This window comes from Bacillus coahuilensis m4-4 (assembly GCF_000171615.1).
GTDB lineage: Bacteria > Bacillota > Bacilli > Bacillales > Bacillaceae_K > Bacillus_T > Bacillus_T coahuilensis.
In genome coordinates, this window is record NZ_ABFU01000005.3 from 1 (window position 1) to 14,024 (window position 14,024).

Sequence of the window (14,024 nt, forward strand, 5' to 3'; positions counted from 1 at the left end):
TCGCTGTTCAAAAGCGACTTTATTAATATAACACAGCGTTGATTTAGTGTCAAACACTTTTTGTATTATTATTTTTTGCTAGTAATACTTAAAATGCTTCTTAATTTGTTGCCGCATCAGCGACGTTTACTAATATATCAGCTTTCAATATCAGCGTCAATACTATTTTTCTACTTTTTCTTCTTTTATTTTGATTATAGGGTGTTTGAAGCATATAGCTCATGATTTCATTCTTAGGCGCCACTCTCTTAAATAATGAGAAAAGAATGGTATATCGCTCTTTCATAGCACGTTTTACAGTAGAATCAATACGGGAATCCGTTAAGTCTAATAGTATTTCATCCATCTCTCTTTTCAGTAGGTATTCTAATTCTTTCATTTCTACTTCTTTTATTAATAATCCAAGCATGTTAATGTCCCCTTTAATTAATGTAAATGTAGTATTTTCCATTCTAACCGTAATTATAAACGTCTATTTTCTACTTCTAAGCATACGTATGTAATAAGTTTGTCCAAAAGGAGGGGCAGTATGGTTCGTTTTTATGTCATCAATAAGTAAAAAAATTAAGTTTGTTTCTCTGATTGTATTCTTATCTTTATTTACAGCCATTTTACTTTTTACCCAAAGTCGCTTAGAGTTACCCGTATTTTCAACAGATGATGGTCCAAGGGCGGTATATAAAGGGAATAATGGTATTGCCTTGACGTTTAATATTGGCTGGGGGGATACAAAGGCTGAGCCTATTATTCAGCTTTTAGAAAAAAACAATGTAAAAGAAGCTACATTCTTTCTTTCTGGGGCGTGGGCAGAAAGACACCCTGATTTAACAAAAAAGATTCAAGAGCTTGGATTTGAAATCGGGATTCTCGGGTACGATTATGTGAATTATAGTGAAGTAGAAACGGGTGAGATTCGCAAAGATATCGGAAAGGCTCAAGAGGTCTTTACGAAGCTAGGGGTAAAAGAAATATCATTAGTAAGAGCCCCAACTGGCCACTTTAATAAAGCGACGATAGATACAGTTGATCAGTTAGGTTTTACACTTGTCCATTGGAGTATCAACTCACATGATTGGACGAACCCAGGCGTTGAGAACATTGTCCATAATGTGCAGCATGCTGCAAATGGAGATATACTGTTATTCCACGCGTCTGATTCGGCAAAACAAACAAAGGATGCTCTACCTGTTATTTTAAAGGGATTAGAAAATAAAGGGGAGTTTGTTTCCGTTTCAGATTTAATCAATGCAGGAAAAGTCAAAACGAAATTAGTGCCTTAAAAAAAACGAGACGCCCTTTTTGGACGTCTCGTTTCACTTTGCTTTTACATTGTATCTTGGAAGCATAAGAATCTGATAGGCATTACACGCAACTAAGGGTAATAGTGTCAATAATAACCATGTTCCGTTATTTGCCATCAGGACCGGTATCCACTCAAGAATCGTAAATACGGTCATAAAGAATAAAGTGGATATAAAAATTTTCTTCTTTGTTTGCTGTGTCTTGACATAGCTTACTGCCGCTCCTATGACTAGCACGACAATTGAAAGTAAAATATAGCTCCCTAGAGAATCTCCTTCTGCTGAGAAGGATTGAAATCGGAAATACACCAGATCAAATAGAACAATGGCGATTATAACGATTTGCACAGCGCTCCATAACGAAAGCGACCTAAACAACCCGAGTCCAAATTGATGAATAAATAAATAAGAAAAGAATCCCATTTGACTAATTACACTAAATGTAAAGCCAACTCCTAAGTGGAATATGGCAAAGCCTAACGCTTGCTTCCATTGTTGTTCTGCTATATACGGTGCTATTTCATCCCATCTTAAAAGGAATGAACCTACCATAGTAATAATCCCACCTACTAGAAGTGTGGCTAAAAAGAATTTACTCCAACTTCTTAATGTCACAATCATTATCTCCTTACTACCAAAGGTATGATACTTCTATGATTGTACCAACCCATTTAGTAAAAATCTACACTAACTACGCGCGCTGAATATTTTTAGCGAAAAACTCCATATTAAGAATAGAAAAAGATTCTTAAAAGGAGCTCACACATGAAAAAATTACTTTCTCCTTTCCTGCTATTAGTCCTACTTGTAAGTGCATGTTCAGGTGGAGAGTCGAGTGGCGGGCAGGTAGACTATGAACAAACAAAAAAAATGGTTGTTGATATATTAAAAACCGATGATGGAAAGAAAGCGATACAGGAAGTAATGAGTGACGACGAAATGAAACAACAATTGGTGATGAATGAAAGCTTAGTAACAGACACCATCTCCACCACTCTTACTTCTGATAAAGGAACAGAATTTTGGACAAAGTCTTTTGAAGACCCAAAATTCGCTGAGGCTATGGGAAAAAGTATGCAAAAAGAAAATGAAGAGTTACTGAAGGGGTTAATGAAAGACCCTGAATATCAAGGAATGTTCATGGATATTCTAAAAGATCCTGAAATGCAAAAAGAAATTTCTGAAGCATTAAAAAGCAAAGAATACCGAGAGCATCTTCAAACTGTGATTTTAGAGACCTTTGATAGCCCACTATTCAAAGCCAAGATTCAAGAACTGCTATTAAAAGCAGCGGAAGAGATGGGGGCAGGTACTAAGCAGCAAGGTAGCGGAGAAGAATCCGGTGGCGGTGGATCCGAACCCGGCGGAGAAGCTGGTGGAGGTTCTGAAAGCGAAGGCGGTTCAGAAGGGGAGTCAGCGTAAAAGACAACAAAAAAGACCACTTGGAATAGTCACGACCAAGCGGTCTTTCTTTTATCACAAATTTCACTTACGATAACTTGTTCACAACTCTTTTGGCCATATCTAAGTAAATTTGTCCAATTTGATGGTCCTCTCCGTATACAGAAGGGGCAAAGTCATGTTCATCCCAGTCAGGTTGACGAAGTGGAACCTTACCTAACAGGTCTGTACGTAGCTCATCGGCAAGCTTCTCTCCCCCACCTTGACCAAATACATATTCTTTTTCACCCGTTTTCTTGCTCTCGTAATAACTCATATTTTCTACAACACCAATAATTTCATGCTCCGTACTTAACGCCATGGCACCTGCTCTCGCCGCGACGAAAGCTGCTGTAGGATGAGGTGTAGTGACAATAATTTCTTTTGAAGAAGGCAGCATCGTGTGAACATCTAATGCAACATCCCCAGTTCCTGGCGGAAGGTCTAGTAGAAGGTAATCTAAGTCACCCCATTCAACATCCTGGAAGAAGTTCGTAAGCATTTTTCCTAACATAGGACCTCTCCAAATCACCGGTGCGTTATCTTCCACAAAGAAGCCCATTGAAATGACCTTCACTCCAAAACGTTCAACTGGAATAATCTTCTCTCCTCTCACAACAGGCCGCTTTGTGATACCCATCATATCTGGAACACTAAATCCATAAATATCAGCATCCACTAATCCTACTTTCTTTCCTAAACGTGCTAAGGAGACGGCCATATTAACTGAAACCGTCGATTTCCCCACGCCGCCCTTTCCAGAAGCAATCGCTATAAACGTAGTTTTACTTGTAGGAGATAAAAGATCACCTGATCCACCTTGACCACTGCCACGATGCTTCTCTAATTCCTCTTCAGGCAAGTCAGCAAACCGAATACCAACTGAATCTGCTCCTGCTTTTTCAACTCATTCACTATTAGCTGCTGAAGTTGAAGCTGTTCCCCTGTACCTGTTTTAGCAATCGCTACCTTCACGCTCACATGGTTTTTCTCTTCCTTCACCTTGATCTCAAGAATACCATTCGTTTCTTCTAACGTTTTATGTAAAAATGGATCTTTAATTTCTTGCAGTACAGCTTGTACCGTTTGTTCTGTTAACATAATAGACCCCATCCCCTTTTGTATTCGTTTACATTTTATACTAGTATAACATAAACTAAGCTGTCAGAATAATGAGAAGCACAAAAAAGAAGCCAACATCACGTGTCAGCTTCTTCTGAAAAATAACGGAGAACCCCTTCGAATATAGACGCTGCTACAGATTCTTGATAGCCTGGGTCCTGCAAGTTGGCTCGTTCTTCAGGATTGGATAAAAATCCAATCTCAACTAACGCACCAGGTTTCTTCGTATGCTTCATTAAGTAGACGTTATTTATAATCTTCGCTTCACGAGTTGTGTTCTCTAAGTTTCTGATAAGCTCATCTTGAATTAGTGTCGCAATCCGCTTATTCTCTTCAAGGTACGGGGTGTAAAAGGTCTGCGCCCCGCTCCATTTCGCAGATGGTATAGCGTTTAAGTGTATGCTTAAAAACAAGTCGGCACTCGAATCATTAATAAGATGGATACGCTCGGTTAAGTCCTCTGACTTTCTTCTGCTATAACTGGATGTATTTGGATCAGCTAAATCTTTGTCCTCTTCCCTTGTCATGAGCACGAGTGCCCCTTGTTCTTGTAGGTAATCACGTAGCTTTAACGAAACCTCTAAGGCAATATCCTTCTCTAGTGCCTCTGTATCTCCTGCCCCGCCGTCTGGCCCACCGTGACCAGGGTCTAAATAGATGACCTTACCGGATAAAGGCAAATTCCACGATTTCCAAGAATCATTAATAAGCCAGGTCATCTGAAAAAAAGACAACAGAACAATAAAGGCTGTAATAAACCCAATCAGTTTTAATCTCGAAAACACCGCTCTCCCTCCCCACATCCTCAATTAAGAATATGGGACAAGGAGTGTTTTTAGAACAATTCCTAATGCAAACGAAGCTTTTGTCTTTGTATACCTGCTTGGTATCCTTCTTGCCACCAGTGATTTACAAACTGCTCGCATGTATAATATAAGCTTTCATCTATTTGACCTGCCACACCCATTTCACTCCAATATAGCCAAAAATTAAATAGGGTGTCAGAGAAATGTTTTAATTCTTTATTCACTCGAAGTTTCGACTGTTCGGCTGTTTCACCATAACGACCAAGTCGGCTAATCTTTCCCCCAATTAGGTAGGATTCAACCGCTACATCGTAGCAGGCTTCGTTAAAACCTTCTTGATAAAAGCTTGCAGAACGAATCCGTATGTTGCCGAAATAGCTTTGAACGCTTTCTGTAAGTTTTTTTATGGATAGCTCTTTTAATAGCTTGCGTTCAAGCTTCATTTGTTTATCTTTACGTTTTTCTTCAAAGGTTGTAATCACCATCATTCAAGATTCCTCCCTTACCCCTATTTTCCTCAGATGAAGAGAACTCATACTTTAGTTGACGGTGATAAAACTTCCCAATTTTAGCTTCGCATTTTAATGTAAAGCCATTCGTAAATACTCTACAAATAATTCGGATTTCTCTTTTAACCGGATATCCTCTTTAGGCAGTATTGCGTGGTCAAGGGCAAGGCCATCTATGAAGGCAATGATACTTCTCGCTAACAACTCACTATCAAACCGCTTGCTAAATTCTCCCTTTTCTTGACCTGCTTTTATGACATTTTGATATATCGTCAGTCCAATGTAGTAGCGATTAAGCCCATACTCTATTCTTCTTTGATCATTCCGGCCAGTAATATATCCTTTACGCTAGAAGGGGGCTCATTTCGTCATCAGGCGTAAAGACATCATGCTCATTTTATAAGTGTATGAAGATATTCTTTATGAATATTTGAATCGAAAAATTTTGCAGGTGCAAAAAAACTCCCAACCAATATGGTTGAGAGTTTTGGAAACGTAATAAGAAATTAACGTTTTGAGAACTGAGGCGCACGACGAGCACCTTTAAGACCGTATTTCTTACGCTCTTTCATACGTGCATCACGAGTTAATAGACCCGCACGCTTAAGTGGTGTGCGGAATTCTGGGTCAACTTGTAGTAACGCACGAGCGATACCGTGACGAATTGCTCCAGCTTGACCAGTGTATCCACCACCATTAACGTTAACTAAGATATTGTAGCTTCCTACAGTTTCAGTAACTGCTAAAGGTTGTTTGATTACTTCGCGAAGTGCTGCGAATGGGATGTAGTTTTCTACATCGCGATCATTGATGATGATTTGACCGTCACCAGGTACTAGACGTACACGAGCAACAGAACTTTTACGACGACCTGTTCCGTAATATTGAACTTGTGCCAAGGTAATTCCCTCCTCTAATTATTATCCGCGAAGTTCGTAAACTTCTGGTTGTTGTGCTTGGTGTTTGTGCTCTGCACCAGCATATACGTGTAATTTTTTGATCATTTGACGTCCAAGAGAACCTTTTGGAAGCATGCCTTTGATTGCTAGCTCAAGCATTTTCTCAGAGTAGTTTGTACGCATTTCAAGAGCCGTACGAGATTTAAGACCGCCTGGGTGTTGGCTGTGACGGTAGTAAATTTTGTCCGTTAACTTCTTACCAGTTAACTCGATTTTTTCTGCGTTGAGGATGATTACGTGATCACCTGTATCAACATGAGGTGTGTAAGTTGGTTTATGTTTACCGCGTAAGATTGATGCTACTTCAGAAGAAAGACGACCAAGCGTTTTGCCTTCTGCGTCAATTACAAGCCATTTACGCTCGATTTCGTTAGCTTTCGCCATATACGTTGTACGCATTGAGTTACCCTCCTAAATAATTATATAAATCAGTATCACAGAATTTTTATTATCATCACAATAAGTTCCGGGGCTTATCGTGGGGTTAAAATTCATACCATATGCTATAATATAACTTCTTATTCCTAATGTCAAGAGAATGTTACACCTGGATTAGTTGTCATTAGAATATTTTACTCGATATAAATACAAACCTTGTGCTGGTGCGGTTTTGCCCCCTGCTCTCCGGTCTTTCGCTTCAAGTATTTCCTTCACCTCAATAGGGGCGCGTTTTCCTTGTCCAACTTCAATTAATACTCCAATAATAATACGTACCATATTATAGAGAAATCCGTTCCCTACGAGAGAGAATGTTAGCATATTTTCTTCCTCTTCTATAGAAATGGTAAATATTGTCCGAACTTTATCTTCTACTTCTGTTTTTGCTGAACAAAAGCTTGTAAAATCATGAGTACCAAGTAAATAACGTGAAGCTTCCTCCATTTTTTGAACAGATAAAGAATGAGGAACATGATACGCATGATGAATGAGAAAGGGACTTTTATGGGGAGCCCTGTATACTTTATACCGATATTCTTTTTCTATACTTCCGAACCTAGAATGAAACGAGCCTGCTACTTCTTCTACATGGATGACCACAATATCATTTGGAAGCTGTGAATTAAAAATCGGGAGCCATTTTTCAACAGGAAATTTTGTATCCGTATCAAAGTGAAAGACTTGACCAATTGCATGAACTCCTGCATCGGTTCTACCTGATGCCGAGATTCGAATTGGCTTACCGTGAATCTTTTCTAGTACTTTCTCTATCTCACCTTGTATCGTTTTACTGTTCGGCTGTACCTGGTAGCCTGCATACCAAGTTCCATCATACTGTACTGTGCATTTAATTCTACGCATATCTATCACCCTATCCTCTTACTATAACTAGGAGAGCAGCTATGATGAAAAGAGAACCGACAGCGAGAGTGTCTTTTGTGTTCCACTGGAGCTTTCGATATTTTGTTCGTCCTTCTCCGCCTCTGTATCCTCTTGCTTCCATCGCGATGGCTAAATCCTCTGCTCGCTTAAATGCGCTCACAAATAGCGGGATTAATAACGGAACAATAGCTTTTAGCTTTCCTTTTATCCCTTTACTTCCGAGGTCTGATCCTCTTGAAATTTGGGCCTTCATAATTTTATCCGTCTCTTCCATTAACGTCGGAATGAATCGAAGAGAGATACTCATCATCAACGCGATTTCATGGACAGGGAAATGAACCTTCTTTAAGGGGTTAAAAAGAGTCTCGAGTCCATCTGTAATAGCGATAGGTGTAGTCGTTAAGGTTAATAATGTGGTCACGACAACCAATAGTAAGAAACGAAGAGAGATAAAAATCCCTTGCCTTAATCCTTCTTCATGGATTGTAATAAAACCGAAAGAAAAAATAATTTCTCCTTCTGTATTGAAAAAGAAATGAAGAAAGAATGTAAACAGAATGAGCCACCACACAGGAGTTAATCCTTTTGCTATGAACCTTAAGGGTAACTTTGTTAGTAAGAGGAGTACCAACGTAAAAATAATCAATACGCCGTAGGAAACTGCATTATTCGCTAGAAATACGACCGCGATAAAAAGGAAGATAAAAATTAACTTCGATCGTGGGTCTAGTCTGTGTACAAAGGAATCAGCAGGAATATACCGTCCTATTAACAGTTTATCCATCATAAGGACTTCACCTTCTTCCTAACAGAGAGAATTTCCTCAACAAGTTCATCTACGGTTAAGCATAGTTTAGCGAAGGGCTGTCCATTACTTTTTTTCTTAGTTCTCGTTGAAAACGAACCGTTTCAGGAATGTCTAGTTGAAGCTTTCTGAGCTCCTCGTCCATTGTGAAAATTTCTCGTGGACTTCCTTCAAGCATGACTTTTCCTTTACTTAATATAATCAGATGGTCAGCATATTTAGCAGCATCCTCCATACTATGTGTTACGAGGACGGTCGTTTTCTTTTCTTCACGATGTAATGCTTGAAACATATTCATGATGTCTTCTCTTCCTCTTGGATCCAATCCAGCCGTAGGCTCGTCTAAGACGATAACATCTGGATTCATGGCGAGTACACCAGCTATGGCGACCCTTCTCATTTGCCCACCAGATAAATCAAATGGAGACGAAGAAAGCACATCATAATCTAGTCCTACCATGTTTACATATTTCTTTGCTCTTTCTTTCGCTTCCTGTTCTGTTATCCCAAAATTCATAGGGCCGTACATAATATCTTTAAGTACAGACTCCTCAAATAGCTGATGCTCTGGAAACTGAAACACAATTCCTACTTGGCGCCTTACATCCTTTAAATTCTTCGCTTTGACCTTACTCGTGATGACGCGGTTACCTATCGTTACTCTACCTTCTGTGGGCTGTAACAAAGCATTTAAATGCTGAAGAACGGTGGATTTACCTGAACCCGTATGACCAATAATCGCCGTGTAGGAGCCTTCTGGAATAGTAAAAGATACACCGTCCAGAGCTTTTCGTTCTAAAGGTGTTCCCTTTCCGTATTTATAGCTTACTTGCTCAAGTGTAAGTTCCATATCTCATCCACCAACTCTTTTTCTGACATACCACTAGAGGTTGTGAGCCCTCTTTTATTTAACTCTGAAGCTAATCGAACAGGGAAGGGAAGGTCTAGACCTAATTCTTTTAACATGTCGCCATGTTTTGAAAAGCTCTTTGGGAGTTCCTTCAAAAAATATTCTGCCTTTGTTTAGCATGACAATTCGGTCCGCTTTCGCCGCCTCTTCTAAATCATGAGTAATCGAAATGACCGTCAAGTCCTCTCGCTCTTTCATTTCATGTACCGTTTTTACGACTTCCTTGCGCCCTTTAGGGTCTAACATAGAAGTCGCTTCATCTAGAATAATTAGATTCGGTCGTAATGCCAGTACACTGGCTATGGCGACACGCTGTTTTTGTCCACCTGACAAATGGTGAGGCTCTTGGGTAAGAAAATCACTCATGCCCACGTCTAATAAAGCTTCTCTAACACGAGTTTTCATCTCTTCATGTGGAACTCCGTGGTTTTCTAAACCAAAAGCCACATCGTCTTCTACCGTTGTCCCAACAAATTGATTATCTGGATGTTGAAACACCATTCCAACCTGGTCACGAATTTCCCAGACCGTATCCTCTGAAAGAATTGTCCCATTTGCTGTAATTTGTCCTTCTGTTGGAAAGTGTAAAGCATTAAGCATCTTGGCTAGTGTTGACTTGCCTGAACCGTTGTGACCAACAATGGCTAACCATTCTCCTTTCTGTAATTGAAAGGATATATCTTCTAGAGCCCATTTCGCATTTTCTCTATATCGAAATGAAACATTCTCTATCTTAAGAAGTGGTTCCATCCTAATTCCTCCTCAAACTAAACTCATCTAAGCTCTCTCTATTCTGTATTTGATTTTAAGAAAGGGTTCTTATTGATGTCATTCTTTGATCTCAAAATACTTCTCTCTTCAAATCACCTTTTAAGTATAAAAAAAGCCTGCACCTCTATCAAGAGATCGGCAGGATCTAATACGCAACATGTGTACCCCTAAGGGTGTTGATAGAGGTGCATAGAGCTAGACGAGACAAACGTATTTGCTCATCGTAACGCTCTCGCTTTTCCCATATGTCCAATATAGAATGAAAGGGCAGGTTGTTTGACTATGTCTCACTATCCTGCCCCTGGAATCATCCTATTAAACTAACTCGATGATAACCATTGGCGCACCGTCACCACGACGAGGCCCAAGTTTCATAATACGAGTGTATCCACCTTGACGCTCAGCATAACGAGGAGCGACATCAGCAAATAACTTTTGAAGTGCATCTGCGCCAGTTTCAGCGTTTGCTACTTCGTTACGGATGTATGCAGCTGCTTGACGACGAGCATGCAAGTCACCACGTTTACCTAAAGTAATCATTTTCTCAACAACAGAACGTAATTCTTTCGCACGTGCTTCAGTTGTTTCGATACGCTCAGAAATAATAAGATCTGTCGTAAGGTCACGAAGCATTGCTTTACGTTGAGAGCTAGTACGTCCTAACTTTCTGTAACCCATGAAGTTTCCCTCCTTTGTTGAATCTTTAAATTTGCTACAATCTATCTATCAATCGTCTTTACGTAAACCTAAGCCAAGTTCGTCTAGTTTCGCTTTCACTTCTTCAAGTGATTTACGTCCCAGGTTACGAACTTTCATCATATCTTCTTCTGTTTTATTCGCAAGCTCTTGAACCGTGTTGATACCAGCACGCTTTAAGCAGTTATATGAACGAACAGATAGGTCTAATTCCTCGATGGTCATTTCAAGAACTTTTTCTTTCTGGTCCTCTTCTTTTTCCACCATGATTTCAGCATTTTGTGCTTCATCTGTTAAACCTACAAAGATATTAAGATGTTCTGTTAGAATTTTTGCACCTAGAGAAATCGCTTCTTTTGGTCCAATGCTTCCATCAGTCCATACGTCAAGTGAAAGCTTGTCGTAGTTCGTTAATTGTCCAACACGAGTGTTTTCCACTTGGTAGTTTACGCGAGAAACTGGAGTGTAAATAGAGTCGATTGGAATTACACCGATTGGTAGATCTTCACGTTTGTTTTGATCTGCCGGCGTATAACCTCTACCACGTTGAGCATTCAAGCGCATACGTAGATGACTGTCACCGGATAATGTTGCAATGTGTAAATCAGGATTTAAGATTTCAACATCACTATCATGTGTGATATCTGCAGCTGTAACGACACCATTCCCTTTAATATCAATCTCTAGCGTTTTCTCTTCATCAGAATAGATTTTAAGAGCTAGCTTTTTGATATTTAAGATCATAGATGTTACATCTTCTACGACGCCTTCAATTGTTGAAAATTCATGCAGTACACCGTCTATTTGAATAGAAGTGACAGCGGCACCTGGGAGTGAAGATAAAAGGATACGACGTAAGGAGTTACCCAAAGTTGTACCATATCCACGCTCTAGTGGTTCTACGACGAACTTCCCATAAGTAGCATCATCGCTGACCTCAACCGTTTCGATTTTTGGTTTTTCAATTTCGATCATTCTAATTTACCCTCCTTCAAAACGTCGAAATCCCGACTAGACATCTAATCGAAATTCCCCATGTTTACATTCCCGTTTGTGCACAACAACTGGAGCTACGGTCTGTAAGTTAATCATATCATATCCCATTATAGACAATGATACAAAAACTATACAGTAAAATTAAACACGACGACGTTTTGGTGGACGGCAACCGTTGTGAGGAACTGGAGTAACGTCTTTAATAGCCGTTACTTCAAGACCAGCTGCTTGAAGAGCACGGATAGCTGCTTCACGACCAGCACCAGGGCCTTTTACAGTTACTTCAAGAGTTTTCATACCGTGTTCCATAGAAGTTTTCGCTGCAGTTTCAGCTGCCATTTGTGCTGCGAATGGAGTAGATTTACGAGAACCTCTAAATCCAAGAGCACCAGCACTTGACCAAGATACTGCATTTCCATGAACGTCAGTGATCGTTACGATCGTATTGTTAAATGTAGAGCGAATGTGAGCAATACCAGCTTCGATATTCTTTTTCACACGACGCTTACGAGTATTAGTTTTACGTGCCATTTAGATACTACCTCCTTACTTTAATTATTTTTTCTTTGTTCGCTACAGTCTTACGAGGACCTTTACGAGTACGAGCATTGTTTTTCGTGTTTTGTCCACGAACAGGTAATCCACGACGGTGGCGGATTCCACGGAAAGAACCAATTTCCATTAGACGCTTAATGTTAAGAGAGATTTCACGACGAAGATCCCCTTCAACTTTGTAAGTGTCAACGATATCACGGATTTTACCTAGTTCTTCTTCAGTTAAATCACGTACACGAGTATCTTCAGAAACACCAGCTTCTGCAAGAATTTTTTGTGCCGTATTTTTACCAACACCATAGATGTAAGTTAAAGAAATCACAACTCGCTTTTCACGAGGGATATCTACACCAGCAATACGTGCCATAGGTGAGCACCTCCTTTAAAATTAGCCTTGTTTTTGTTTATGTTTAGGGTTTTCGCAGATAACCATAACTTTACCGCGTCTGCGAATGACTTTACATTTTTCACAGATTGGTTTCACAGATGGTCTTACTTTCATCTTGTTCTAACCTCCTTATAGTCCGGAGTGCAAAGATTATTTAAAACGGTACGTGATACGTCCGCGTGTTAAATCATACGGAGATAGCTCAACTGTTACTTTGTCTCCAGGAAGAATACGAATAAAGTTCATACGGATTTTACCAGAAACGTGAGCTAACACAGTATGACCATTTTCTAATTCAACTTTGAACATAGCATTAGGTAACGTTTCTAAAACTGTACCTTCAATTTCAATTACATTGTCTTTCGCCATCTAGCTCATCTCCCTTCTTCAGTTCATCAAGGACTTCATTCACAAATTTGCGTATCGAGAATCGAATTTTCCCATTTGTGACTCGCCCAGTTTCGAGGATACTGCTTTGAACTTCTGGAGAAATATAATCATAAAAGTGTAGGTGCTGAGCATTCTTTTTCTTTGGACGATCAAACTTTCGTTTTTCACCATCAGCGAGAAGGAAGAATTTATCATCTAGTCGATCAACGACAATCGCTAGTTGACCAGCGTCTCTACCTTTTTTAATTAATACAATTTGACCTATATAGGGAGTCGAGTCTGACTCGTTCAATTAGATCACCTTCACTTAGGCTTTCGTTAATATCTCAAATCCATTTTCAGTAATGGCTATGGTATGTTCAAAGTGAGCACACATTTTACCATCCACTGTAACAACCGTCCAGTTGTCTTCAAGGGTTCTGACATAGCGACTACCTGCATTCACCATCGGTTCAATTGCTAATACCATACCAGGCTTCAAGCGTGGACCTTTGTTAGGCGGACCATAGTGAGGAATTTGAGGATCCTCATGTAAGTTTTGCCCTACTCCGTGTCCGACATACTCACGAACGATGGAAAATCCATTCTTTTCCACAAATGTCTGAATGGCATGAGAGATGTTGGAAAGACGTTCACCAGGCTTTGCTTCTTCTAAACCAAGGAATAAAGATTCCTCTGTTATAGAAAGTAGCTTTTTGGTTTCGTCATCAATTTGACCAACAGGATATGTCCAAGCAGAATCGCCGTGATAGCCATTATAGTTCGCACCGATATCGATACTAATTATATCGCCATCCTTAAGCATTCGATTGCCAGGAATACCGTGTACTAACTCGTTGTTAACAGAAGCACAGATGCTGCCACGGAATCCATTATACCCTTTAAAAGATGGAATTGCATCACATGAGCGTATAAACTTATCAGCAATGTTATCCAATTCTTTCGTTGTGATTCCTGCCTTTATATGTGGTTGTAACTCTTTATGAGTTAACGCAACAATCTGACCAGCACGCTTCATAATCTCAAGCTCACGAGGAGTTTTGCATATGATCATGC

At 39.7% G+C, this 14,024-nt stretch carries 20 protein-coding genes and 3 pseudogenes; 2 read left to right on the top strand and 21 right to left on the bottom strand.

The window, feature by feature from the left end; all coding sequences use genetic code 11:
* Positions 1-100: 100 nt before the first annotated feature.
* Positions 101-409 (bottom strand): hypothetical protein, encoded by a 309-nt coding sequence (locus tag M44_RS29700; protein ID WP_010169617.1) that lies wholly within the window; start codon positions 407-409, stop codon positions 101-103.
* A gap of 133 nt (positions 410-542) precedes the next feature.
* On the opposite strand from M44_RS29700, the gene pdaB reads away from it, so the two are divergent.
* On the top strand, positions 543-1,280 hold the full coding sequence (gene pdaB / locus M44_RS00655; RefSeq protein ID WP_010169618.1) for a polysaccharide deacetylase family sporulation protein PdaB: 738 nt from the start codon (positions 543-545) through the stop codon (positions 1,278-1,280).
* Positions 1,281-1,313: 33 nt separating this feature from the next.
* On the opposite strand, the gene M44_RS00660 is transcribed toward pdaB, so the two are convergent.
* Positions 1,314-1,922 (bottom strand): KinB-signaling pathway activation protein, encoded by a 609-nt coding sequence (locus tag M44_RS00660; RefSeq protein ID WP_040365277.1) that lies wholly within the window; start codon positions 1,920-1,922, stop codon positions 1,314-1,316.
* A gap of 144 nt (positions 1,923-2,066) precedes the next feature.
* On the opposite strand from M44_RS00660, the gene gerD reads away from it, so the two are divergent.
* A complete protein-coding gene (gerD, locus tag M44_RS00665; protein WP_010169620.1) occupies positions 2,067-2,723 on the top strand; it encodes a spore germination lipoprotein GerD in 657 nt (218 codons plus the stop codon).
* A gap of 67 nt (positions 2,724-2,790) precedes the next feature.
* Here gerD and M44_RS19470 read toward each other — a convergent pair.
* The 19 genes and pseudogenes from M44_RS19470 to map form a co-directional block, all read right to left on the bottom strand.
* Positions 2,791-3,519, bottom strand: a pseudogene (locus M44_RS19470) (Mrp/NBP35 family ATP-binding protein); the annotation flags it as partial.
* A gap of 65 nt (positions 3,520-3,584) precedes the next feature.
* Positions 3,585-3,842 carry an iron-sulfur cluster assembly protein gene (locus M44_RS29705; RefSeq protein WP_420167082.1) on the bottom strand — a complete coding sequence of 86 codons (258 nt, stop codon included), beginning with the start codon at positions 3,840-3,842 and terminating at the stop codon, positions 3,585-3,587.
* Between the two features lie 98 nt (positions 3,843-3,940).
* Positions 3,941-4,648, bottom strand: coding sequence for an N-acetylmuramoyl-L-alanine amidase CwlD (cwlD, locus tag M44_RS00675; protein WP_010169621.1), 708 nt, complete (start codon positions 4,646-4,648; stop codon positions 3,941-3,943).
* 62 nt (positions 4,649-4,710) lie between these two features.
* Positions 4,711-5,157, bottom strand: a complete 447-nt coding sequence (locus tag M44_RS00680; protein WP_010169622.1) for a DUF2521 family protein — start codon at positions 5,155-5,157, stop codon at positions 4,711-4,713.
* A 93-nt stretch (positions 5,158-5,250) separates the two neighbouring features.
* Positions 5,251-5,514, bottom strand: coding sequence for a TetR family transcriptional regulator C-terminal domain-containing protein (locus M44_RS26620; protein ID WP_155814858.1), 264 nt, complete (start codon positions 5,512-5,514; stop codon positions 5,251-5,253).
* A 170-nt stretch (positions 5,515-5,684) separates the two neighbouring features.
* The gene (rpsI, locus tag M44_RS00685) at positions 5,685-6,077 is read right to left on the bottom strand and encodes a 30S ribosomal protein S9 (protein WP_010169624.1); all 393 of its coding nucleotides are present in this window, start codon (positions 6,075-6,077) and stop codon (positions 5,685-5,687) included.
* A 21-nt stretch (positions 6,078-6,098) separates the two neighbouring features.
* Positions 6,099-6,536, bottom strand: coding sequence for a 50S ribosomal protein L13 (gene rplM, locus M44_RS00690; protein ID WP_010169626.1), 438 nt, complete (start codon positions 6,534-6,536; stop codon positions 6,099-6,101).
* Between the two features lie 153 nt (positions 6,537-6,689).
* Entirely contained in the window at positions 6,690-7,436 is a 747-nt protein-coding gene (gene truA / locus M44_RS00695; RefSeq protein ID WP_029326660.1) for a tRNA pseudouridine(38-40) synthase TruA, read from the bottom strand.
* Positions 7,437-7,446: 10 nt separating this feature from the next.
* Complete coding sequence (locus tag M44_RS00700) at positions 7,447-8,244, bottom strand: energy-coupling factor transporter transmembrane component T family protein (protein WP_010169628.1); 798 nt, start codon at positions 8,242-8,244, stop codon at positions 7,447-7,449.
* A pseudogene (locus tag M44_RS19475) lies at positions 8,241-9,112 on the bottom strand (energy-coupling factor ABC transporter ATP-binding protein). The gene M44_RS00700 and the pseudogene M44_RS19475 overlap by 4 nt, the downstream one beginning before the upstream one ends.
* Positions 9,088-9,922 (bottom strand): annotated as a pseudogene (locus M44_RS00710) (energy-coupling factor ABC transporter ATP-binding protein). The pseudogenes M44_RS19475 and M44_RS00710 overlap by 25 nt, the downstream one beginning before the upstream one ends.
* Before the next feature lie 336 nt (positions 9,923-10,258).
* The gene (gene rplQ, locus M44_RS00715; RefSeq protein ID WP_010169635.1) at positions 10,259-10,621 is read right to left on the bottom strand and encodes a 50S ribosomal protein L17; all 363 of its coding nucleotides are present in this window, start codon (positions 10,619-10,621) and stop codon (positions 10,259-10,261) included.
* A gap of 48 nt (positions 10,622-10,669) precedes the next feature.
* Positions 10,670-11,614, bottom strand: coding sequence for a DNA-directed RNA polymerase subunit alpha (locus M44_RS00720; RefSeq protein WP_010169637.1), 945 nt, complete (start codon positions 11,612-11,614; stop codon positions 10,670-10,672).
* A gap of 162 nt (positions 11,615-11,776) precedes the next feature.
* Positions 11,777-12,166, bottom strand: coding sequence for a 30S ribosomal protein S11 (rpsK, locus tag M44_RS00725; protein WP_010169639.1), 390 nt, complete (start codon positions 12,164-12,166; stop codon positions 11,777-11,779).
* Positions 12,167-12,173: 7 nt separating this feature from the next.
* Positions 12,174-12,557, bottom strand: coding sequence for a 30S ribosomal protein S13 (rpsM, locus tag M44_RS00730; protein ID WP_010169641.1), 384 nt, complete (start codon positions 12,555-12,557; stop codon positions 12,174-12,176).
* Positions 12,558-12,578: 21 nt separating this feature from the next.
* Complete coding sequence (gene rpmJ, locus M44_RS00735; RefSeq protein WP_000868344.1) at positions 12,579-12,692, bottom strand: 50S ribosomal protein L36; 114 nt, start codon at positions 12,690-12,692, stop codon at positions 12,579-12,581.
* A 36-nt stretch (positions 12,693-12,728) separates the two neighbouring features.
* Positions 12,729-12,947 (bottom strand): translation initiation factor IF-1, encoded by a 219-nt coding sequence (gene infA, locus M44_RS00740; protein ID WP_010169909.1) that lies wholly within the window; start codon positions 12,945-12,947, stop codon positions 12,729-12,731.
* Positions 12,925-13,260, bottom strand: coding sequence for a KOW domain-containing RNA-binding protein (locus tag M44_RS00745; RefSeq protein ID WP_010169910.1), 336 nt, complete (start codon positions 13,258-13,260; stop codon positions 12,925-12,927). Before M44_RS00745 ends, infA begins: the two co-directional genes overlap by 23 nt.
* 15 nt (positions 13,261-13,275) lie before the next feature.
* On the bottom strand, positions 13,276-14,022 hold the full coding sequence (map, locus tag M44_RS00750) for a type I methionyl aminopeptidase (RefSeq protein WP_010169912.1): 747 nt from the start codon (positions 14,020-14,022) through the stop codon (positions 13,276-13,278).
* Positions 14,023-14,024: the final 2 nt, after the last annotated feature.

Excerpts from the sequence above, each read along its gene's own strand:
- rpsK (WP_010169639.1), bottom strand. The coding sequence starts at position 12,166 with ATGGCACGTAAAACTAATACTCGTAAGCGTCGTGTGAAAAAGAATATC.
- M44_RS29705 (WP_420167082.1), bottom strand. The coding sequence starts at position 3,842 with ATGTTAACAGAACAAACGGTACAAGCTGTACTGCAAGAAATTAAAGAT.
- M44_RS00660 (WP_040365277.1), bottom strand. The coding sequence starts at position 1,922 with ATGATTGTGACATTAAGAAGTTGGAGTAAATTCTTTTTAGCCACACTT.
- M44_RS29700 (WP_010169617.1), bottom strand. The coding sequence starts at position 409 with ATGCTTGGATTATTAATAAAAGAAGTAGAAATGAAAGAATTAGAATAC.
- truA (WP_029326660.1), bottom strand. The coding sequence starts at position 7,436 with ATGCGTAGAATTAAATGCACAGTACAGTATGATGGAACTTGGTATGCA.
- M44_RS00720 (WP_010169637.1), bottom strand. The coding sequence starts at position 11,614 with ATGATCGAAATTGAAAAACCAAAAATCGAAACGGTTGAGGTCAGCGAT.
- infA (WP_010169909.1), bottom strand. The coding sequence starts at position 12,947 with ATGGCGAAAGACAATGTAATTGAAATTGAAGGTACAGTTTTAGAAACG.
- rplM (WP_010169626.1), bottom strand. The coding sequence starts at position 6,536 with ATGCGTACAACGTATATGGCGAAAGCTAACGAAATCGAGCGTAAATGG.
- rplQ (WP_010169635.1), bottom strand. The coding sequence starts at position 10,621 with ATGGGTTACAGAAAGTTAGGACGTACTAGCTCTCAACGTAAAGCAATG.
- M44_RS00680 (WP_010169622.1), bottom strand. The coding sequence starts at position 5,157 with ATGATGGTGATTACAACCTTTGAAGAAAAACGTAAAGATAAACAAATG.
- gerD (WP_010169620.1), top strand. The coding sequence starts at position 2,067 with ATGAAAAAATTACTTTCTCCTTTCCTGCTATTAGTCCTACTTGTAAGT.
- rpsM (WP_010169641.1), bottom strand. The coding sequence starts at position 12,557 with ATGGCACGTATTGCTGGTGTAGATATCCCTCGTGAAAAGCGAGTTGTG.
- rpmJ (WP_000868344.1), bottom strand. The coding sequence starts at position 12,692 with ATGAAAGTAAGACCATCTGTGAAACCAATCTGTGAAAAATGTAAAGTC.
- map (WP_010169912.1), bottom strand. The coding sequence starts at position 14,022 with ATGATCATATGCAAAACTCCTCGTGAGCTTGAGATTATGAAGCGTGCT.
- M44_RS00700 (WP_010169628.1), bottom strand. The coding sequence starts at position 8,244 with ATGATGGATAAACTGTTAATAGGACGGTATATTCCTGCTGATTCCTTT.
- pdaB (WP_010169618.1), top strand. The coding sequence starts at position 543 with ATGTCATCAATAAGTAAAAAAATTAAGTTTGTTTCTCTGATTGTATTC.